General features: G+C 69.3%; 20 protein-coding genes. 11 read left to right on the forward strand and 9 right to left on the reverse strand.

Features of this window, described 5'->3' with window-relative positions; translation table 11 throughout:
- Positions 1–25: 25 nt before the first annotated feature.
- Positions 26–1,390: an aminomethyltransferase family protein gene (locus tag FVP77_RS13060; RefSeq protein ID WP_147895015.1), complete on the reverse strand. Its 1,365-nt coding sequence runs from the start codon at positions 1,388–1,390 to the stop codon at positions 26–28.
- 286 nt (positions 1,391–1,676) lie between these two features.
- On the opposite strand from FVP77_RS13060, the gene FVP77_RS13065 reads away from it, so the two are divergent.
- Genes FVP77_RS13065 through FVP77_RS13085 form a run of 5 tightly spaced genes read left to right on the forward strand, consistent with a single transcriptional unit; the run spans position 1,677 to position 6,403 of the window.
- A complete protein-coding gene (locus FVP77_RS13065) occupies positions 1,677–2,456 on the forward strand; it encodes an ABC transporter ATP-binding protein (RefSeq protein WP_147895016.1) in 780 nt (259 codons plus the stop codon).
- Entirely contained in the window at positions 2,443–3,153 is a 711-nt protein-coding gene (locus FVP77_RS13070) for an ABC transporter ATP-binding protein (protein WP_147895017.1), read from the forward strand. The genes FVP77_RS13065 and FVP77_RS13070 overlap by 14 nt, the downstream gene beginning before the upstream one ends.
- 3 nt (positions 3,154–3,156) lie before the next feature.
- On the forward strand, positions 3,157–4,038 hold the full coding sequence (locus FVP77_RS13075; RefSeq protein ID WP_147895018.1) for a branched-chain amino acid ABC transporter permease: 882 nt from the start codon (positions 3,157–3,159) through the stop codon (positions 4,036–4,038).
- A complete protein-coding gene (locus tag FVP77_RS13080; protein WP_147895019.1) occupies positions 4,038–5,141 on the forward strand; it encodes a branched-chain amino acid ABC transporter permease in 1,104 nt (367 codons plus the stop codon). The genes FVP77_RS13075 and FVP77_RS13080 overlap by 1 nt, the downstream gene beginning before the upstream one ends.
- Positions 5,138–6,403, forward strand: a complete 1,266-nt coding sequence (locus FVP77_RS13085; RefSeq protein WP_246134113.1) for an ABC transporter substrate-binding protein — start codon at positions 5,138–5,140, stop codon at positions 6,401–6,403. Before FVP77_RS13080 ends, FVP77_RS13085 begins: the two co-directional genes overlap by 4 nt.
- A gap of 154 nt (positions 6,404–6,557) precedes the next feature.
- Here FVP77_RS13085 and FVP77_RS13090 read toward each other — a convergent pair whose 3' ends face one another.
- Complete coding sequence (locus tag FVP77_RS13090) at positions 6,558–7,496, reverse strand: NADP-dependent oxidoreductase (protein WP_147895675.1); 939 nt, start codon at positions 7,494–7,496, stop codon at positions 6,558–6,560.
- Between the two features lie 112 nt (positions 7,497–7,608).
- Between FVP77_RS13090 and FVP77_RS13095 the strand changes: the two genes are divergently transcribed.
- Positions 7,609–8,118: a MarR family winged helix-turn-helix transcriptional regulator gene (locus FVP77_RS13095; protein ID WP_187266936.1), complete on the forward strand. Its 510-nt coding sequence runs from the start codon at positions 7,609–7,611 to the stop codon at positions 8,116–8,118.
- A 291-nt stretch (positions 8,119–8,409) separates the two neighbouring features.
- On the opposite strand, the gene FVP77_RS13100 is transcribed toward FVP77_RS13095, so the two are convergent.
- The 6 genes from FVP77_RS13100 to FVP77_RS13125 all read right to left on the reverse strand — a co-directional run bounded on the left by FVP77_RS13100 (position 8,410) and on the right by FVP77_RS13125 (position 13,719).
- Complete coding sequence (locus FVP77_RS13100; RefSeq protein ID WP_342779753.1) at positions 8,410–9,069, reverse strand: GntR family transcriptional regulator; 660 nt, start codon at positions 9,067–9,069, stop codon at positions 8,410–8,412.
- Between the two features lie 112 nt (positions 9,070–9,181).
- Positions 9,182–9,769, reverse strand: a complete 588-nt coding sequence (folE, locus tag FVP77_RS13105; protein WP_147895021.1) for a GTP cyclohydrolase I — start codon at positions 9,767–9,769, stop codon at positions 9,182–9,184.
- On the reverse strand, positions 9,766–10,362 hold the full coding sequence (locus FVP77_RS13110) for a PadR family transcriptional regulator (protein ID WP_147895022.1): 597 nt from the start codon (positions 10,360–10,362) through the stop codon (positions 9,766–9,768). The genes folE and FVP77_RS13110 overlap by 4 nt, the downstream gene beginning before the upstream one ends.
- Before the next feature lie 111 nt (positions 10,363–10,473).
- Complete coding sequence (gene ligM / locus FVP77_RS13115; RefSeq protein WP_147895023.1) at positions 10,474–11,877, reverse strand: vanillate/3-O-methylgallate O-demethylase; 1,404 nt, start codon at positions 11,875–11,877, stop codon at positions 10,474–10,476.
- Between the two features lie 54 nt (positions 11,878–11,931).
- Complete coding sequence (gene purU / locus FVP77_RS13120; protein ID WP_147895024.1) at positions 11,932–12,807, reverse strand: formyltetrahydrofolate deformylase; 876 nt, start codon at positions 12,805–12,807, stop codon at positions 11,932–11,934.
- A 36-nt stretch (positions 12,808–12,843) separates the two neighbouring features.
- A complete protein-coding gene (locus FVP77_RS13125) occupies positions 12,844–13,719 on the reverse strand; it encodes a methylenetetrahydrofolate reductase (RefSeq protein ID WP_425463141.1) in 876 nt (291 codons plus the stop codon).
- A 309-nt stretch (positions 13,720–14,028) separates the two neighbouring features.
- Between FVP77_RS13125 and FVP77_RS13130 the strand changes: the two genes are divergently transcribed.
- The 5 genes from FVP77_RS13130 to FVP77_RS13150 are packed head-to-tail and all read left to right on the forward strand — an operon-like array spanning position 14,029 to position 18,380.
- Positions 14,029–15,021, forward strand: a complete 993-nt coding sequence (locus FVP77_RS13130) for an ABC transporter substrate-binding protein (RefSeq protein ID WP_147895025.1) — start codon at positions 14,029–14,031, stop codon at positions 15,019–15,021.
- A gap of 58 nt (positions 15,022–15,079) precedes the next feature.
- Positions 15,080–15,922: an ABC transporter permease gene (locus tag FVP77_RS13135; RefSeq protein WP_147895026.1), complete on the forward strand. Its 843-nt coding sequence runs from the start codon at positions 15,080–15,082 to the stop codon at positions 15,920–15,922.
- A complete protein-coding gene (locus tag FVP77_RS13140; protein ID WP_147895027.1) occupies positions 15,919–16,743 on the forward strand; it encodes an ABC transporter permease in 825 nt (274 codons plus the stop codon). The genes FVP77_RS13135 and FVP77_RS13140 overlap by 4 nt, the downstream gene beginning before the upstream one ends.
- Positions 16,736–17,536: an ABC transporter ATP-binding protein gene (locus FVP77_RS13145; protein ID WP_147895028.1), complete on the forward strand. Its 801-nt coding sequence runs from the start codon at positions 16,736–16,738 to the stop codon at positions 17,534–17,536. Before FVP77_RS13140 ends, FVP77_RS13145 begins: the two co-directional genes overlap by 8 nt.
- A 1-nt stretch (position 17,537) precedes the next feature.
- Positions 17,538–18,380 (forward strand): PaaX family transcriptional regulator, encoded by an 843-nt coding sequence (locus tag FVP77_RS13150; protein ID WP_147895029.1) that lies wholly within the window; start codon positions 17,538–17,540, stop codon positions 18,378–18,380.
- A 90-nt stretch (positions 18,381–18,470) separates the two neighbouring features.
- On the opposite strand, the gene menE is transcribed toward FVP77_RS13150, so the two are convergent.
- Positions 18,471–20,003 (reverse strand): o-succinylbenzoate--CoA ligase, encoded by a 1,533-nt coding sequence (gene menE, locus FVP77_RS13155; protein WP_147895030.1) that lies wholly within the window; start codon positions 20,001–20,003, stop codon positions 18,471–18,473.
- Positions 20,004–20,025: the final 22 nt, after the last annotated feature.

Here is a 20,025-nt window from a genome sequence, read left to right on the forward strand (position 1 = left end):
GTTCGCCCTCCCCCCGATCGGGGTCTCAGGCCCGATAGACCGTGCGCGCCCACTCGTGGTACGGCGCGGGGGCGACGGTCGCGCGGATCGTGACCTGGCGGTGGTCCTGGTCGACCGAGTCCTTCGACGAGATCGGATCCTCGCCCCACACCACCTCGACCTCGGTGCCGTCCGCCACGTCGACGTCGATCGTCGCGAGCGACATGTAGAGCTGGTCGAACGCGATGTACCCCGCGTCGGTGGAGATGCCGACGCTCTCGCCGTCGTGCCGCACGTCGTCCATCTGGTAGAGCCCGTAGCGCGCCTTGGGGAAGTCGAGGAACTTCGCGGGGGTGCCGGGTTCGAGTTGGGAACGGACGACGGATGCGACGTCCTCGGCGTTCCAGAGCAGCGTGGCCTTGCGCCGACGGGGAGCTTCGGCGTGGCGCTCCAGGGCGGCGCGCCCGTGGAAGTCGTGGTCGAAGCGCACCGAGCGCCCGAGCCCCAGGTCGTAGGGGGTCATGTAGAAATCGCGGATGTCGGTCGAGTAGTGCGAGCCGGCCACCGATCCGATGCGCGCGGCCGGGAGCCACTCGCGGTACTCGGCCAGGTCGTCGTCGAAGACCGCGGGGAACGGGGTGGGCACCCAGCCCGACTCGAGCGGCGTCGCCGAGTAGGCCTTCGCGCCCACGCGCCGGATGTCGAACTCGGCGCCGGCGTCGAGGATCGCCTCGAGCACGGCCTCGTTGTCGGCCCAGGGCCCGAAGAACTCGAAGCCCGGCTGTCCCGCCATGCCGTGGCGGAGCCCCTTGACCGCGCGGCCGGCGATCTCGAAGTCGCCGATGTGGAAGAACTTGACCTCGGGGGGCGGGCCGCCGAAGAGCTTCTCCATGACCTCGTCGGCACGGGGGCCCTGCAGCTCGTAGCGGTAGAAGGTCGGGGGCCCCTGACGCATGTGCGAGTTGGGCTCGAGGCGGTGGTGCACGTCCTTGCCCGCGGCCGCACCCTTCTCGACGTTGTAGCGGATCCAGTCGATGAGGATGTGGTGGCCGATCAGCACCAGGCCCTCGGGGGCGTCCTCGTTGTAGAAGAGGATGCCGTCGCCGATGAGATAGCCGCCCTCGTTCACCGAGATGAGCTGCTTGGCCACGCCGGGCCGGAAGGTGGCGAACGTGTTCGGCGAGACCGATTCGAGGAGAGGGAGCAGGTCGCTGCCGCCGAGGAACAGCTGCGTCATGTGGTGGGACTGGTCCATGAGCGCCACGGTCGTGCTCCACGAGCGCTGCTCGTCGCGCCAGTTCGTGAACTCGGGCGCGACCGGGAATGTGAACGCCGGCCAGTTCTGATTGCGGAGCAGCTCCACGGCGGAGCCGGCACGGGTGATCGCCTGAGCGAGGGATTCGGATGTCATCGTCGACTTACCTTTCGTCAGGTCCGATCGTGCGCCCGCCGTGCCGCTTCGACACCGTGGCTTCCGATGAAAGGAAATTCCGCGACGACCAGGCGGTCTCGATGTCACGGTGAACCGGGTCGACGGGCCCGACGACGCACGCGGGCGACAGGGTTCCGAGATCACGTCCGCATAACTGCACACCAAAATCGTTGACAATCGGGGAGCGGATCCGTAGCTTCCCAGACAGGGCGGGATTCGTCCTTTATGTCGTGGGCGAGGATGCTGCGACACGGAGAGGTGAGCAATGGCAGCTCGACTGACCCTGCAGGAGGTGAACCTGCGATTCGGTGGCATCACGGTGCTCGAGAACGTGGGATTCGCGGTCGAACCGGGCCAGATCTTCGGCCTCGTCGGGCCGAACGGCGCGGGGAAGACCTCGCTGTTCAACTGCATCAGCGGGCATTACCGCCCGAGTTCCGGGTCGATCCGCATCGACGACGACGAGATGCTCGGCTCGACGCCGGCACGCCTCGCCCGACGCGGACTCGCGCGGACGTTCCAGCACCCGGCGCTGCAGCTGCACTCGTCCGTGCTCGAGAACGTGCTCCTGGGCGCCCACACCCGTCTGCCCGGCGGGCCGGCGGAGTGGTCGATCCGGTCGCCGCGCACCCTGCGCTCCGAGCGGGAGCTGCGCACGGAGGCGCGTGCACTCCTGGAGCGGACGGGCCTCGGATGGGCGGCCGACCTTCCGGCCGACGAGCTCTCCCACGGTCTTCACAAGGGCATCGAGCTGTGCCGGGCACTCCTCTCGCGACCCCGCCTCCTCCTCCTCGACGAGCCCGCGGCCGGTCTGCCGCACTCCGAGGTGGAGCAGCTCATCGCGACGGTGCGCAGCATCCGCGACGACGACATCACCGTCATCGTCGTCGAGCACCACATGGGCCTGATCGCCGCGCTGACCGACCGGGTCGTCGTGCTCGACCACGGACGCACGCTCATGGAGGGCACGGCCGCTCAGGCCCAGAACGACCCTCGCGTGATCGAGGCCTACATCGGAAAGGATGCGGTCGATGGCGCTGCTTGAACTCGAGAACGTCACCGCGTTCTACGGTCCCGTGCAGGTGCTCGACGGCGTCTCGCTGTCGGTGCCCGAGGGCGGCGCCGTCGGCATCCTCGGAGCCAACGGCGCCGGGAAGACCACCACGCTCCGCGCGATCACCGGCGTCGTGCGGGCGGGCGGCAGCATCCGCTTCGACGGCCAGGACATCCGGGGCATGCGCACCGACCGCGTCGCGCGGATCGGCATCGCCCACGTACCCGAGGGGCGGGGGACGCTCGGCTCCCTCACCGTGCGCGAGAACCTCCGCGTCGGGGCGTACCTCCGCAAGGACCGCAAGGCGATCCAGACCGACATCGACTACCTCCTCGAGCTGTTCCCCAACCTGAAGGAGCGGTACCGCTCCAGCGCCTCCGCGCTCTCCGGCGGAGAGCAGCAGATGCTGGCCGTCGCCCGCGCCTTCATGGCCCGGCCCCGGCTGCTGCTCCTCGACGAGGCGTCCCTCGGGCTCGCGCCCAGCACGGCGAAGAACGTGTACGACGCGATCGCCCGACTGCGCGTCGAGTCGGGCATCGCCATGCTCGTCGTCGAGCAGAACGCCAACCTCGCTTTCCGCCTCGTCGACACCGCGACGGTCCTCGAGACCGGCCGCAACGTCCTCACCGGCACCTCGGCCGAGCTCAAGGGCATGGACGAGATCCGACGCGCCTACCTGGGAGGCTGACCGATGGGTACCTTCGTCCAACTCGTCGTCGACGGGCTCTCGATCGGGTCGGTGTACGCCGCCCTCGCTCTCGCGATCGTGCTCGTGAACCAGACGACCGGGCTGATCAACTTCGCGCAGGGCGGCATGGCCGTGCTGTCGGCGTACATCGCGTGGTGGTTCACGGGCTTCGGCGTGCCGCTGATCGTCGCGATCCTCCTGTCGGTGCTGGTCTCGTTCTTCATGGGCGCCGGCATCGAACGCTGGGTGATGCGCCGCTTCGAACGGGGAGACCCCGACACCGCGGTCGTCGTGACGATCGGCGTCCTCACCCTCATCACGGGCATCTGCGGGTGGCTGTTCACCTACAACAACCAGCAGTTCGCCTCGCTCTTCTCGCTCGACACCATATCGATCCTCGGTGCCTCGGTGAGCGTCCGTTCGCTCGGTACGACGCTCGTGATCGTGGCGATCATGATCGCTCTGCAGGGGCTGTTCCTCGGCACGAAGCTCGGACTCGCTCTCAGGGCGGTCGCGGTGAACCCGCAGTCGGCGTCGTTCTCGGGCCTGCCCGTCGGCCGGCTGCTCATGGTCGGTTGGGGCCTCGCGGCGGTGCTCGGCGCCGTCGCCGGCGCCCTCATCGCTCCGCAACTGACGCTGACGCCGGGAATGATGGACAACGCCCTGGTCTACGCGCTCGCCGCCGTCATCCTCGGCGGCCTGTCGAGTCCCCTCGGGGTGGTGCTCGCGGCCTGGATCATCGGGGTGCTCGAGAATCTCGCCGCCGTGTACGTGCCGTTCATCGGCTACGACCTCAAGGTCGCCGTGCCGTTCGTGCTCATCTTCGTCGTGCTCATCGTTCGACCGCAGGGCCTGTTCGGCCGGAAAGCCGTGGTGCGCGTCTGATGTCCGCTGCAACGTCGTTCCTCTCGCGCCGCTGGGTGCGCCTCGCGATCGCGATCGTGGTGGTCGCGGTCATCCTCGTGCTGCCGCTCATGCTCCCCGAGTTCGCCAACCAGACCGTCGCCCGCATCGGGGTCTTCGCCGTCGCGGTCCTCGGCCTCAACGTCGTGATGGGCTACACGGGCCAGGTCTCGCTCGGCCAGATCTTCTTCGTGGGGTTCGGGGCGTACATCACCGCCTACGGAGTCGAGAACGACTGGAACATCGTCGTCACCTTCATCGCGAGCATCGTGCTGCCGGGTGTGGTCGGTCTTCTGATCGCGCTCGCCGCCGCCCGCCTCGGCGGGCTCGCCATCGCGATGGTCACCATCGCGCTGCCGATCGTCGGCGTGCCCCTGGCCAAGCGCCTGTCGGACTTCACGGGCGGCTCGCAGGGCATCTCCGCCCGCTTCACCGACGCGCCGGAATGGTCGGGTCTGTACGACGATCAGTTCCAGCTCTACATCGTGATCCTCGTCGGCGGCATCGTCTTCCTCCTCACCCGCAACCTGGTGCGCGGGAAGTACGGTCGTGCCTTCGCGATCGTGAAGGAGAACGAGGCCGTCGCCTCGTCCATGGGCATCTCGCCCTACCGCTACAAGGTGCTCGCCTTCACGGTGGCCTCCCTCATCGGCGGAGTCAGCGGTTTCCTCTACATGGTGGTGGTGCAGTACACCTCGCCGGAGACCATGAGCTTCGGCCACAGCATCCAATTGCTCGCCGCCATGGTCATCGGCGGCGCGGGGAGCATCGTCGGATCGCTCCTCGGCGGCGCGTACTACGTGCTGGCTCCCCAGCTGACGAACCTCGTCGACCCGAACCTGACCGCCGTGCTGCAGGGTGCGCTCCTGCTGCTCGTGCTTTTCCTCCTCCCCGGCGGGCTCGCGTCGCTCCCCGCCCGGCTGCGGAAGGTGTTCCGGAGACCCCAGCACGCCGGGCCGTCCGGCACACGACCGACTCCGCAGCAGGGCGAGCAGCAGCGCCCCGCGGCGGAGGAAACCGTCCTTCGAGACGCCGCCGGGGGCGGCACCTCGGGCACCGATAACAAGAAAGAGGATCAGGCATGAACATGAGCAAGAGGAGCAGGAGCGTCCTGGGCATCGTCGCCCTGAGTTCGGCTCTCGCGTTGACGATCTCGGGCTGTTCGCGCGGGGGAGACGGAGGCGGTGACGCCTCGGGCGGCGCGGTCGCGGCCAGCCCCGGCATCACCGACACCACGCTCACCCTGGGCATCACGACGCCGCTCAGCGGTGCGACCGCCGGTCCCGGCACGTGCACCGTCGCGGGCGTCACGGCGTACTTCGGCATGAAGAACGCCGAGGGCGGCATCGAGTTCGGCGACGGCAAGACGCGCACGGTCGAGATCAACGCGCTCGACGACGCGTACGACCCGCAGAAGGCCAAGGCCAACTACGACCAGCTCAAGGACAGCGTCTTCGCGATGACGGCGGGCCTCGGAACGCCCACGAACCGCGCGTACCTCCAGGCGGCCGTGGCCGACGAGGTGCCCCAGGTGCTCGTCATGACGGGCGACCCGATCTTCAGCGACCAGGCCGAGAGCCCGGAGCAGCTCGGTTTCGTGCCGATCTACCAGAACGAGGGCGAAGCCTTCGGTGATCTGCTGGCCTCCTCGAGCGAGAGCCACAAGGTCGCCGTGCTGTACCAGAACGACGACTACGGCGAGGGGTACCTCGAGGGCTTCAAGACGGCCGTCGAAGGCGCCTCGAACATCGAGATCGTCAAGGAGCTCACCTACGAGGCGACCGACACGGCCGTCGACGGTCAGATGACGGAACTCGCCGCATCCGGCGCCGACGTCTTCGTCAACGCCATGTCGATCACCCCGCTGGTGATCTCGGCGCTGCAGAAGGCGCAGCAGCTGAACTGGACGCCGAGCTGGTTCCTGCCGTCGAACACGTCGAGCCCGACCGCGATCCTCCAGCCCGGTGGTGCCGACGCGTTCCCCGGCATCTACTCGGTGTCGTTCGCCAAGGCCCCGCAGAGCCCCGCGTTCGCCGAAGACCCGGATGTCGTGGAGTACCTCTCCGCGCTGAAGGAGTACGGCAACTACCCCGACATGCCGGCGTTCCCCCACTGCCAGTGGAGCTGGATGGTCGGCGCGACGCTCGAGCAGGCCTTCGAGAACATGACCGAGCCGACCCGTGAGAACTTCATGGAGGCGCTGCGGTCGATCTCCGACTTCCAGGCACCGCTCATGCTCGACGGCACCGCCGTCGACACGACGGTCGACGGCCAGCCCGCGGTCTCGTCGGTCGTCGTGCAGAAGTACAACGGCACCGGCTACGCCACCGTCGAGGACTTCGGCTAGACCCCGCGACACGAACGGCGGTCCGTCCCTCTCGGGGCGGGCCGCCGTTCGTCGTCCCCCACGCACGACTTCGGATGCTTCGGCCGACACGCCGGTTCATGCCGCGGTCGCCGCGGCGTGTCGCCGGCTTCGTCCGAAGTTGTGCGGGGTGCGGTCACTCCGGGGTGGGGATCGCGACCACCTTGCCGCGGAGACCCCCCTCGGCCGCCCGACGGTGCACCTCCGGCAGCGCGCTCAGCGGCACGCGTTCGGCGACCTCGACGCGCAGCTCACCGCTGTCGACCAGCGCCACCAGTTGCGACAGTTCATCGACGTCGGAGCGGACGTAGATCACCGCCCCGCGCACCCCGCGGGCCTGGTCGCCCGGTGCGGGCATCCATGCCGTCGTGGCGACGACGGTGCCGCCGTCGCGGACGAGGGGAACCAGCGCGGCGAACTCCTCCGGCTCGATGGGGGCGAGGTTCAGGAGCACGTCGACGGGTTCGCGCACCGCCTCGACCACCGCGGTCGCGGTGTGATCGATCGCCTCGTCCGCGCCGGCCGACAGGACACTCCGGATGCTGCGCGGGCTCGCTGTGGCGATGACGTACGCGCCGCTGCGCTTCGCGAGCTGCACGGCGTAGTCGCCCACGGCCCCGCCTGCGCCGACGATGAGCACGCGCTGCCCTCGCTCCAGGCCCGCCTCGTCGAACAGCGCCTGCCACGCGGTGAGAGCTACCGAGGGGAGGGCGGCGGCGTCGGCGAGCGGGATGCGCGTCGGAGCGGCCACGAGGGCCCCCGCCGGTGCGACGACGTACTCGGCCGCCGAGCCGTTCGCGGTCATCGGGAGGAAGCCGACCACGGCGTCTCCCGCCCGAATCGACGTCACGCCGTCGCCGAGGCTCTCGACCGTTCCTGCGACGTCGTAGCCGGGGGTGTGGGGCAGCGACACCGGGAAGGGCAGCGTGCCCGATCGAATGCCCGCGTCGGCCGGGTTGAACGCCGAGCCGGCCACCCTGATCAGCACCTCGCCGGCGCCGGGGGTCGGCCGTTCGGCGTCTTCGTAGCGGAGCACGTCTGCGCCGCCGGTCTCGTGGAACCGTACTGCTTTCATCATGCTGTCTCCTCCACTCGTTTTGCTTCGAATGTGAAGCATGCAAGAACCGTAGCACTGCTTCAAACTCGAAGCAACTACTTCCAATTCGTAGCACTGATAGGGTCTGGTCATGGCATCTCCGTCTCTCGAACCGGCGCAGCTCGGCGCATACTTCGCCCTCATCGAGGTGAGCAGCCTGCTGCGGCACGCCGTGGAGCAGCAGCTGCGCGACGCCGGCGACCTCAGCTACGTGCAGTTCCAGCTGCTCGCCCGCCTCGGAGACTCGCCGACGGGCAGCCACCGCATGACGGATCTCGCAGACGGGGTCGTCTACAGCCGGAGCGGGCTGACCTACCAGGCGCAGATGCTCGAGCAGCGGGGATTGGTGACGCGCGCACCGTCACCCGACGACGAACGCAGCATCACCGTCGCGATCACCGATGACGGCCGGGCCGTTCTGGCCGACGTCTTCCCGGGCCACATCGCACTCCTGCACGAGTCCTTCTTCGACACCCTCACGCCCGACGACGTCGAGCACCTGGCGGGGGTCTTGACGCGCGTGCGCGACCGCATGCGGGCCAGCCCTCCGCGCTCGGCGGCGCCGCGGCGCCGCAAAGACGCCGCGCCGCGTTCAGCCTGACCCCGCCGGGTTCGTCCGACCCTCATCGAGCACAACTTCGGATGCTTCGGCCGACACGCCGGGCGACGCGGCCGCCTCTGCGGCGTGTCGCCGGGTTCGTCCGAAGTTGTGCGGGAGCGATCATGGCGCCGGGCAGGAATGGCCCTGCGGCCGGACCCCGCCGGACTGGGCGAGACCTCACCGGGACACAACTTCGGATGCTGCGGCCGACACGCCGGGTCACGCAACCGCGTCTGCGGCGTGTCGCCGAAGACGTCCGAAGTTGTGCGGGCGGTGGCGGGCGGTGGCGGGTCAGTCGAGGGTGCGGAGCACCTCGACGATGCCGGCGAGGTGTGTGCGGGTCGCCGCCTCGGCAGCATCCGCGTCGCCGGCGATCACCGCGTCGATGATCGCGATGTGCTCGGGGGCCGACCGTGCAGCCCGGCCCGGGGCGAAGGCGAGGCGGAACTGGTGGCGGGCCGACTGGGCGCGCAGGCGCTCGAGCAGCTGCGTGGCGGTGGAGTGGCCGCTCAACTCGCGCAGACGCCGGTCCATCTCCTGGTTCAACCGGGAGTACTCGACGAGATCGCCGGAGGAGACGGCCGCCCCGATGCGGTCGCGCAGGTCGCGCAACCATTCGATCGCGTCGGCGTCGACTCGCTCGGCGGCCTTGCGGGCGCAGAGCGACTCGAGTCCGACGCGCACCTCGACGATCTCGATGGCCTCCTCGACGCTGATGGCGCGCACGCGGGCGCCGCGGTTCGGCAGTCGCTCGACGAGCCCTTCGCTGGCGAGGGTGAGCAGGGCGGTGCGCACCGCAGCGCGGGTGGCGGCGAAGCGGTCGCTGAGGTCGGCCTCGATGAGACGCTGATGGGGCGCGAACTCGCCGCCGAGGATCGCCTCGCGGATCTGCTGATCGACGGCGGCTCGTTCCACGGTGTCGGCGTCATCGGCGACAGGCATGAGGGTCATGGTTCCACGCTCTCCGTGAGAGGCCCGCAGCGACCTCCGCGGGCAGTGGCACCATTGTCGCCGATCCGGGCACCATTCTCGACGCCATTTCCGCTCTGCGGCAGGTGCGGAGTCAGGACGCGGGGTGCGTGCTCGCCGCGAGACGCCAGGTCGCGTCGGGGATCGTGCCGACGGTCGCGACCGTGATCGCCCGCGCCGACGCGGCGCTCGGCTCGAGATGCGCGACGCATCCGTGGGCGGCCTCGATCCGGACGGCGACGCCGTGCGGTCGCAGAACGGCCATGAGCGCGTCCGCGATCTGCTGTCCGAGTCGCTCCTGCAGCTGAGGGCGGCGGGCGGCGAGCTCGACGAGCGTCGCGATACGGCTGAGGCCCGCGATGTGGCGCACGGGCGCGTAGTAGATGTCGACGGTGCCCTCGAAGGGGAGCAGGTGGTGCTCGCAGACCGACCGGAACGGGATGCCGGTGAGACCGACGAGCTCGCCGGGCTGCTCGTTCTCGGTCAGGGCGACGGGGGCGCCGAGCGCGGAGGCCGGGTCGACGCCGAGCCCCGAGAACAGATCGAGGAAGAGATCGGCGACGCGTTCGGGCGTGCGGAGCAGGCCCAGGCGGTCGGCGTCCTCGCCGACGGCCAGCAGGAGTTCGCGCACGGCCGAGACCGCGCGGTCGCGGTCGACGCGGACGGGAGTGGTGATCGTCATGGGGCCTCCTCGGCACCTTCGAGGCGGTCGATCAGATCGAGTCCGCTGCGGGCCCACTGGATCTCGCCGAGGGCACGCTCGACGAGGCCTTCGTAGGCGAATCTCTTGTACGCGATCGTTCGTTCGCGGTCTTCGTCGGCGGTGACGGCGAGGCGTCGGACGAGCATCGGGTTGTCGGCGGCATCGATGCGCACCAGCTCGCCGCGCCACTGCTCCAGCTCGCCCTCCCACTGGGCGATGTGCGCGCGCAGGAACGCACGTCCTTGCGCCGGGGTGGCGGCTTCAAGATAGGCCGCTCGCAGATGCGCGGGGTCGCGCACCCGCTGGTAGTCGGGCGGCGAGGCCATCCAGTCGAGGAACGCCTGCTCGCCCGCCGGAGTGATGTGGTACAGCCGCCGGGTGCCGCGCTCACCGCGGGTCTGCTCCTCGCCGGCCAGCAGCCCCTCGCCCTCCATACGCCGCAGCTCGGGGTAGATCTGCGAGTCTGGCGCGTGCCAGACGTGGCCGACGGAGACGGCGAACTGCTTCTGCAGTTCGTATCCCGACTGCGGACCCACGCGGACGAGCGCGAGAAGCGCATATCGCAGACTCATCGGACTCCTTCTGTGGTCACCCCGTCGGAGTGCCGACGCTACCCGTCGACGGACCGTGGGGTGCGGCGAGGGGCCCGGGCGTGTTCGCCCAGGCCCCTCGGACGGATGTGCTCAGTCGTTGTAGCCGGTGCGCCAGCCGCCCTGGTAGGTCGACCGGGCCACGGTCGAGTAGGGGACCGGGCTGACGACGACGCGGACCTCGGTCTGCTCGTGCTTCTCGACCGACGCCTTCGAGGTGCCGCCGTCGGGCTCGCCCCAGACGACCTTGAGCTCCGTGCCCTCGGGCACGTCGGGGTCGACGACGCCGAGGGAGAGGCCGCGCTTCTCGTTCGCGCTGTAGCCGGTGAACATCGAGAAGCCGACGTTCGTGCCGTCGGCGTCGACGATCGAGTCGTAGTTCGCCGAGCCGTAGTTCGCCAGCGGGAGGTCGAAGAACTTGTAGTTCGGTCCGTCGACGTTCAGGAGCGATCCCCAGACCCCGGCGAGGTCCTCGGCGTTCCAGGCGAGCGTGACCTTCTTGCGCTGGCTGGCCGGGTCGATCTTCTCGAGGGCGTCGCGGCCGATGAAGTCGTGGTCGAACTTCACGAACGAGCCGTACCCGAGCTCCCAGGGGGTCAGGTAGTAGTCCTCGATGTTGTCCGAGACGAACGAGCCGGCGAGCGTTCCGGTCGCCTCGTAGCTGTCGGTGCCGAGCCACTCGCGGTAGGCGCGCTCGGCCTCACCGGTGTAGATGGCGGGGAGCGGGGAGGGGATCCAGCCCGACTCGAGCGTGTTCGAGGGGTAGGCGCGCGACCCGACCGGGACGAGGCCGAACTCGGCCCCCGCCTCGACGATGGCGTCGCGGATGGCGTCGTGGTCGGCGTACGGGCCCCAGATCTCGAGGCCGGGGGCGCCGGCCATGCCGTGACGGAGGGTGCGCACCTGCTTGCCGGCGATGCTCATCGTCGACATGTTGAAGAAGCCGAGCTTCTCGAGCGGACCGCCGTTGAGCTTCTCGATGACCGCCCAGGCGTTGGGGCCCTGGATCTGGAAGCGGTAGTACTGGCGCGTGACCGCGTGGCCGTAGGGGCGCGAGTTCGAACGACGGTCGACCGTGAGGTCGAGGTTCGAGTAGCCGCCGGTCTCGGCGTGGAACATGAGCCAGTTCGACGCGGGTGCGCGGCCGACGTAGGTGTACTCGTCCTCCGCCTCACGGAAGAGGATGCCGTCGCCGATGACGTGACCCGACGAGGTCGTGGGCACGTACTGCTTCGCCTTGTTCACGGCGAAGTTCGCGACCGAGTTGATCGCGGTGTCGCTGATGAGCTTGATCGCGTCGGAGCCCTTGAGGAACACGTTGTCCATGTGGTGCGACTGGTCGTACAGCACGGCGGTGTTGCGCCAGGCCTGCTGCTCCTTGATCCAGTTCTGGAAGTCGGCGGGCACGACCGGATAGATGTACGAACCGATCTGCGAGTTGCGCAGCATCTCGACCGGGTTGGTCTGGTCGAGCAGCTCCTGCAGGTTGTCAGCCATGGAAGGTGAACCTCTCTGTTCTCTCTCGAAGAGTGCCTCGGATGAGGCGTGGGGTCAGGTGAAGACGATGGTCTGGTTTCCGTGCCGGATGACACGGTCTTCGGCGTGCCACTGCACGGCTCGCGACAGCACGGCGCGTTCGACGTAGGCGCCGCGGGCCTGGAGGGCGGCGGCCGAGTGCGAGTGGTCGACGCGCGCGACGTCCTGCTCGATGATCGGACCCTCGTCGAGGTCTTTGGTCACGTAGTGCGAGGTGGCGCCGATGAGCTTCACGCCGCGTTCCTTGGCCTTCTTGTAGGGGCCGGCGCCGATGAAGGCGGGGAGGAACGAGTGGTGGATGTTGATGACGGGAACCCCGACGCCGGTGATGAAGTCGTCGGAGAGGATCTGCATGTACCGCGCGAGCACGACGAAATCGACGTTGCCCGCGAGGAGCTTGAGGATCTCCGCCTCGGCCGCCGACTTGTCGGGTCCCTGCGAGGGCACGTGGAAGAACGGGATGCCGAAGGAGCGCACGTCCTCGGCGGTGTTCGTGTGGTTGGAGATCACCATCGGGATCGTCACGTTGAGCTCGCCGCGGCGGTGGCGCCACAGCAGCTCGAGCAGGCAGTGATCGCTCGTGGACGCGAGGATCGCCATGCGCTTGGGCACCGACTGATCGGTGAGCTTCCAGGTCATGCCGTAGGGCTCGAGGGTCTGTGCGAGGTCGGCCTTCAGGTCGGGGAACGCGGCGGCGAGGTCGTTCATGTGGAACACGACGCGCTGGAAGAAGTTGCCGCCCTCGGGGTCGTCGGTGTACTGGTCCAGCGAGACGATGTTCGCCTTGTGCCGCGTGATCAGCGCGGTCACGGCGGCGACGAGCCCGGGCTGGTCGGGGCCGTGGACGATCAGGCAGGCGCGATCGCGAAGGGCGGCGGTGTGCATGGACATGCGTTTTCTCCTCAGGCCTCGGTCGTCGGGCGCGGGTCAGACGCGGGCCGCGATGTAGTCGCGCGCCCACTCCGACGTCGCCTTGAGACCGCCGAACGTGTAGAAATGCAGTTTGACATCCCCCGACGCGGGGTTCTGGGCGAGCTCGGCGGCGAGGTCGGTGACGAATTTGTCGGGGCCGGCGGTTCCCATGAGGTTCGTGAGCGAGAATCCGTACTTCTTCACGATCATCGCGTTCGCTCCCACGCCGAAGCGGCGGGCGAATCCGATGAGGCGTTTGATGCCCGCGGGACCGGGCGTACCGATGCGGATCTCCGACGTGATGCCGCGCTCGCGGACGCCGTTGACCCAGGTCGTGACGGGGTCGGTGTCGAAGGCGAACTGCGTGAGGATGACAGCATCCAGGCCCTGTTCCTTCAGCGCCGCGGACTTGTCTTCGAGGTGCTTCCAGAGCACGTCGTTCGGGATGTCGGGGTGCCCCTCGGGGTAGCCGGCGATCGAGACCTCGGTGGCGCCGTACTTCTGGAGGAGCCCGGTACGGATGACCGACAGCGAATCGGGGTAGGGGCCCTCGGGCTCAGCCGGGTCGCCGCCGACGGAGAACACGCTCGAGCTGGCACCGACCTGCTGGAGCCGGTCGAGGTACTCCTCGAGCTGGGCCTGCGACGACAGGCGCCGGGCGGAGATGTGCGGGACCGGGACGAAGCCCATGTCGACGACGGCCTTCGAGGCCGCCACGCGCATCTCGAGGTCTTCGTTGCCGAGGAAGGTGACGTTGATCTTGGTGCCGGCCGGGATCGTGCTCTGGGCTTCCTGGAGGCCGGGGATGTCCTTGCCGGTCATCTCCAGCGAGAAGCCTTCGACGAGACGAACGGATGCGGCGTTGTCGCCCGCGGGGGATGTGTGTGCCACTGATCGTGGTCCTTTCCGCTCTCAGGGGGAGTGCGTCACTGCAGCTCCGAGAGGGACATTACCTACGTTGATAGGTAATGACAAGAGGTATTTCGGACGAGCCTCTCGGCCCACGGATCCGTGACGTCCGTTCGCCAATAAACGATCACGCGACGATCGTCACGAAAAGCTTGACATTGGGTCGGCCGTGGCGGAGCATGGCGGTGTCAGCACGACGCGGTGCGGATGACAGCGCGACTCCGGTGACGGACGACCGCCGATGGCCCCGTCGCGTCGACACCCGACTCACCCGCACTGAGAGGCCATTCGATGAAGAAGACCCTGACCGCGCTCGGACTCGTCGCCGTCGCAGCCCTGGCGCTCGCCGGCTGCAGCGACTCCGCCGCCACCCCCGCGAACACGTCGTCGGGCTCCGCCGACGCCGGGGGCGGCGAACTGCGCGACGTCCGCGTCGCCGCCCTCCCCATCGCCGAGACCGGTGCCCTCTGGGCCGCGATCGACGCCGGCATCTTCGAGGAGCACGGGCTCGCCGTCGAGGTCGTCCCCGCGCAGGGCGGCGCCCAGGCGATCCCCGCCCTCCTCAGCGGAGACATCGACTTCGCCATCGGGCAGCCGATGGGCCCGATCCGCGCCGACCTGCAGGACCTCGGTGTCGTGATCTTCGGCAACTACGCCTCGAGCCTGGCCAGCGGCGACGACGTCAACTCGGTCGTCGCGCTCGCCGACTCGGGCATCGCGAGCCCCGCCGACCTCGCCGGCAAGCGCGTCTCGGTCAACAGCATCGGCGCGGCCGGCGACCTCACGATCCGCAAGGCCGTCGACGACGCCGGGGGAGACTCGTCGACGATCGAGTTCATCGAGGTCGCCTTCCCCGACGTGCAGGCGCAGCTCGAGGCCGGCAACATCGACGCAGGCTGGGTGCCCGACCCGTTCCGCGGACTCATCGTCAGCGGCGGCGGGGTCGACGTGGTCTCGCCCTACCAGGCGACAATTCCGGGCCTCACCGTGCTCACCAACTTCACCACGCAGGAGAAGATGGACTCCGATCCCGAGCTCGTCGCCGACTACGCGGCTGCCATGAAGGACGCCCTCGCGTACGCCACGGAGAACGAAGACGCGGTGCGCGCGGCGATCGCGTCGAACCTGGAGATCCCGGATGCTGCGGCCGCCGGAATCACGCTGCCGAACTTCACCTTCGACCTCGGCGACGCCGGCATCGAAGACCTCGGCGCCCTGGCCGTCGAGTACGGCTACATCGACGCGGAGCCCGACTTCGCGACGCTGATCCAGCCGCAGCAGTGACCCGACCGGGGGCGTCGCTCGGCGACGCCCCCGGCATCTCCCTCCCGGAAGGCGTCTCATGACCCTTGCTCCCCCCGCTCCGCTGCACACCTCCACGGTGGTGGTGCCGCGTCGCCGGAAGCCCCGACGATCGCCGCGCAAGCCGCTGCTGGGCGCACTGGGCATCGTCGGCTTCCTCGCCGTGTGGCAGCTCGTCGCAGCGGCCGGAATCGTGAACCCTTCGCAGCTGCCCTCGGCCGTCGACACGTTCGCCCGGCTCGGCGTGATGGCCGGCGACCTCGAGTTCTGGCGCAACGTCGGCCGCACGATGACCGCCTGGGCGATCGGGCTGGCCATCGCCTCGGTGCTCGGCATCGCACTCGGCGGGCTCGTCGGGCTGATCCCGTTCCTGCGGAGGGCGACCCACAGCACGGTCGAGTTCCTCCGCCCGATCCCGTCGGTCGCCCTCATCCCGCTCGCGATCCTCGCCTACGGCATCCAGATCCAGGCGGCGCTCGTCATCATCGTCTACGCCTGCTTCTGGCAGGTGTTCGTGCAGGTGCTCTACGGGGTCGCCGACATCGACACGGTCGCCCGCGACACCGCGCGCAGCTACGGGCTCACCCGGGTCGCGCAGCTGCGGAGCCTCGTGCTCCCGACGGCCTTGCCGTACATCTTCACGGGGCTTCGGCTCGCCGCATCCGTCGCCCTCATCCTCGCCATCACCGCCGAGATGACGATCCAGAACCCGGGTCTCGGGCAGACGCTCGTCGTCGCGTACAACATCGGGAACATCTCGACGGTGTACGCGGTGGTCGTCGTCACGGGCGTGCTCGGCCTCCTGATCAACCTCGTCTTCCGCTTCGTCGAACGCCGCGCGTTGGCGTGGCACCAGTCGATCCGAGGGGAGGAAGTGCTGTGACCCTCTACACGAGCACCGTGCGCACCGCGCCGCCCGCTCCCCGGCTGTGGACCAAGGCCGGCAAGAGCATCGGCTTCGCCGTCGGCCTCCCGATCGCGCTGCTGATCGTCTGGGGGATCTGGGGAACCCTCGCGCCGGCGAAGTTCTTCCCGGGCCCGCTGCGGATCGCCGAGGCGTTCGTCGACACCTGGGTCGGGCCGATCTTCGTCACCGACGTGCTGCCGAGCCTGGCGAGGCTGGCCGTCGCCATCGTCCTCGCGATCGCCATCGGAATCGCCGCCGGCACGCTGATCGGTCTCACCCGGTGGCTGCGCGAGCTGCTCGAACCCCTGCTGGAGTTCTTCCGCGCGATCCCGCCCCCGGTGCTCATCCCGGTCTTCGTCGCGCTGCTGGGTGTGACGGACAACATGAAGATCATCGTCATCGTCTTCGGATCGCTCTGGCCCGTGCTGCTGAACACCGTCGAGGGGGTGCGCGGCACCGACTCGGTCATGACCGAGACCGCACGCTCGTTCTCGTTGACGCGAAGCCAGCGGCTGTTCCGTCTCGTGCTCCCGGCGGCGAGCCCCCGCATCATGGCGGGGGTGCGCCAGACCCTGTCGGTCGCCCTGATCATGATGGTCATCTCCGAGATGTTCTATTCGTCGTCGGGGCTCGGCTTCCGCATCACGTTCTTCCAGCGCAACTACCTGATCGCCGAGATGTGGAGCGGCATCGTGCTGCTCGGTCTCGTCGGTGTGCTGCTGGCCGTCGTCTTCACCATCGTCGAGCGCAGAGTCCTGCGCTGGTACCACGGAATCAAGGAGGTGGAGCGTGCCTGAGACGCTCCTGCACGTCGAGCACCTGAACAAGGTGTACGAATCGACCACCGGATCGGTGGAGGCCATCGGCGACATCGACTTCACCATGCGCCGCGGCGAGCTGGTCTGCATCGTCGGCCCGTCGGGCTGCGGTAAGACCACGCTGCTCAAGTGCATCGCCGGGCTGCTCAAGCCCACCGCCGGCAGCGTCGTGCTCGACGGCAAGAAGGTCACGGGGCCGCCGCCGAACATGGCGCTGGTCTTCCAGGAGTACGGGCGCAGCCTCTACCCCTGGCTGACCGTGCGCGGCAACGTCGAGCTGCCCCTGAAGCACAAGAAGCTCTCGAAGAGCGAACGCGATCGCCTCATCGACGACGCCCTCGTCGCCGTCGGCCTCGACCACGCGGCCAAGAGCTACCCGTGGCAGCTCTCGGGCGGCATGCAGCAGCGCGTGGCGATCGCCCGCGCCGTCGCGTACCAGCCCGAGGTGCTCATCATGGACGAGCCCTTCGCCGCCGTCGACGCGCAGACCCGTGCCGATCTCGAAGACCTCGTGCGCCGTCTCCACCTCGAGCGCGGCATGTCGATCCTGTTCGTCACCCACGACATCGACGAGTCGGTGTACCTGGGCGAGCGGGTCGTGGTGCTCTCGAAGTCGCCGACGTGGGTGCAGGAAGACCTCGTCATCGACCTCGCGCCCGACCGCGACCAGATCACGACGCGGGCGCTGCCGCGCTTCACCGAGCTCCGCACGCACGTCTACGAGCAGATCCAGCGCGCCAAGCGGGGCGAGGCCGTGCGGCCGGTCGCCTGACGTGTCGTCCACGGTCTCCCCGGCCCGCGCGCGCGATGAGGACGCGGGGCTCGCCCGCAACCCGCGGCAGCTGCTTCTCGCCCTGCTCGGCGAGCAGCTCGACCTGCGCATCGAGCGACCGCTGCGCGCGGGCGTCTACCTCGACGTGCTCGACGGGGCGGGCGTGGCGGGACCGACCGCCCGCGCCACGCTCGACCGCATGGTGGTGCGCGGGTTCCTCACCCGAGGCCGGGTCGGGCGCGAGGTCGAGTACGGTCTCACCGACCACGGGCGCGTGGTGCTGCGGGAAGGGTCGGAGCGCGTGCACGCACCGGATCCGTTCTCGCCGCACGGCGGCGGGTGGACGCTCGTGACCTTCTCGGTTCCCGAGGGGCAGCGCACCCTCCGCCACCGCCTGCGCGCCGCCCTCACCTGGGGCGGGTTCGCGCCGGTGCGCGACGGCCTGTGGGTCGCCCCGGGCGAGGTCGATCTCGCCGGGGCGCTGGAGCCGCTCCGCGACGAGCTGGCCGACTCGAGCGTGGTCGCCTTCCGGGCGCGCGATCTTCCCGAGTTCCCCCTGACGGCGTCGGTGCGCGAGGCGTGGGACCTCGCCGCGCTCCGCGACATGCACGAGCGGTTCCTGGCCGTGTGGGAAGACCCCGCGCCCTCCGCGGCATCCGTCCCGCCCCTGTCGTCGCTGACGATGCTGGTCTCGGACTGGCTCACCCTGCTGCGGGCAGACCCGCGCCTGCCCGACGAGTTCCTCGGGGAGGACTGGCCCGCGCAGCGCTCGTTCGCCGCCTACCGCGCTCGCCGCGACGAGCTGCGCGACGACGCTGCGGCCGCCTTCGCCGCCCTCGACTGACCCTCGCGTCACTGAGACGCGCGAATCGGGCGAGACACCACGCCTGGCGCGATGTCTCAGCCGATACGCATGTCTCGGCGGCCCGGCGCGTCAGCCGCGGCGACCGAATCGAGCCCGGAGGTCGGGCTTTCGCACCTTGCCCGACGCCGTGCGGGGGAGCTCCTCGACGACGACGACGTTCTTGGGCAGCTTGTAGCGGGCGAGGACGCCGTCGAGGTGGGCGCGCACCGACGCGGTGGTCACCTCGGCGTCGTCGCGCAGGGTCACCACCGCCCAGGGCACCTCTCCCCAGCGCTCGTCGGGCACGCCGATCACCGCCACTCCCGAGATGCCGCCGATCTCGGCGATCAGGCTCTCCACTTCTGCGGGGTAGATGTTCTCACCGCCCGAGATGATCATGTCCTTCAGCCGATCGGCGATGAAGAGGTACCCGTCGTCGTCGAGGTATCCGAGATCGCCCGAGCGGAACCAGCCGTCGGCGGTGAAGGCCGCGGCCGTCGCCTCGGGGAGGCCGTGGTACCCGAGGAACACGTTCGGGCCGGAGATCTCGATCTCGCCCACCGTGCCCGCCGGCACCCGCTCGCCGTTCTCTCCGGCGATGCGGACGTCGGTGAAGAAGTGGGGGAGGCCGACGCTGCCCTGCTTCTCACGGGACATCGCCGGCGACAGCGCGGTCGCGCCGGGGGAGGTCTCGGTCATCCCGTAGCCCTGCGAGAACGAGAGCCCTCGCTCCTCGAAGGCGTTGAGGATGCGCAGCGGCACGGCGGAGCCGCCGCACGTGAGCTTCTGGAGGCTCGACACGTCGGTGCTCGCCCAGTCGGGATGGTCGGCCATGAGCTGGTAGGTCGTGGGGACACCGCTGAGCATCGTCACGCGGTGCCGCTCGACGAGGGCGAGCGCGCGCCCGGCTTCGAACCCCTTCTCGAGCACGAGCGTCGCGCCCTTCAGGATCACCGGCAGGGCGCCCATGCCGAGCGACGCGACGTGGAACAGCGGCGAGATCATCAGCGCGACGTCGGACGAGACGACGTCGTAGTCGACGATGCAGTTCATCGCGCACCAGGTCAGATTGCCGTGGCTGAGCACGGCCCCCTTCGCCTTCCCCGTGGTTCCGGACGTGTAGATGATCGCCGCCGGATCATCGAGGCCGACCCCCGCATCGGCGGGGTGGGGCGAGACGTCGCGCATGTGGTGCGCGAGCCCCGGAACGCCGGGTGCGCCCCCGCCGGTCAAGAACACGTGCGCGACGCGGGCCGCCTCGACGCCGTCGGCGACGCGCTCGGCGAACTCGGCGTCGTACACGAGGGCCTTCGCGCCCGAGTCGGCGAGCACGTGCGCGATCTCCGGCGGAGCGAGCCGGGTGTTGACCGGAACGAACACGGCGCCACGCTGCGCGCACCCGAACAGCACCTGGAGGAACTCGGGGCTGTTCTCGCCGAGGTAGGCGACCGCATCGCCCGCGCCGATACCCCGGTCGGCGAGCACGGCCGCGACCCGGTCGGCAGCGTCGGCGAAGGCGCGATAGGTCATCGTCCGGTCGTCGTCGAAGACGATGGCAGGCTTGTCCGGCGTCTTGCGGCGCCGCTTATCGAGCCAGAAACCGAGTCCGTGATCCTGCGTCATTGCGTGTCCTCATCGTCGAGGG

It is taken from the genome of Microbacterium hatanonis (assembly GCF_008017415.1).
GTDB classification, from domain to species: domain Bacteria; phylum Actinomycetota; class Actinomycetes; order Actinomycetales; family Microbacteriaceae; genus Microbacterium; species Microbacterium hatanonis.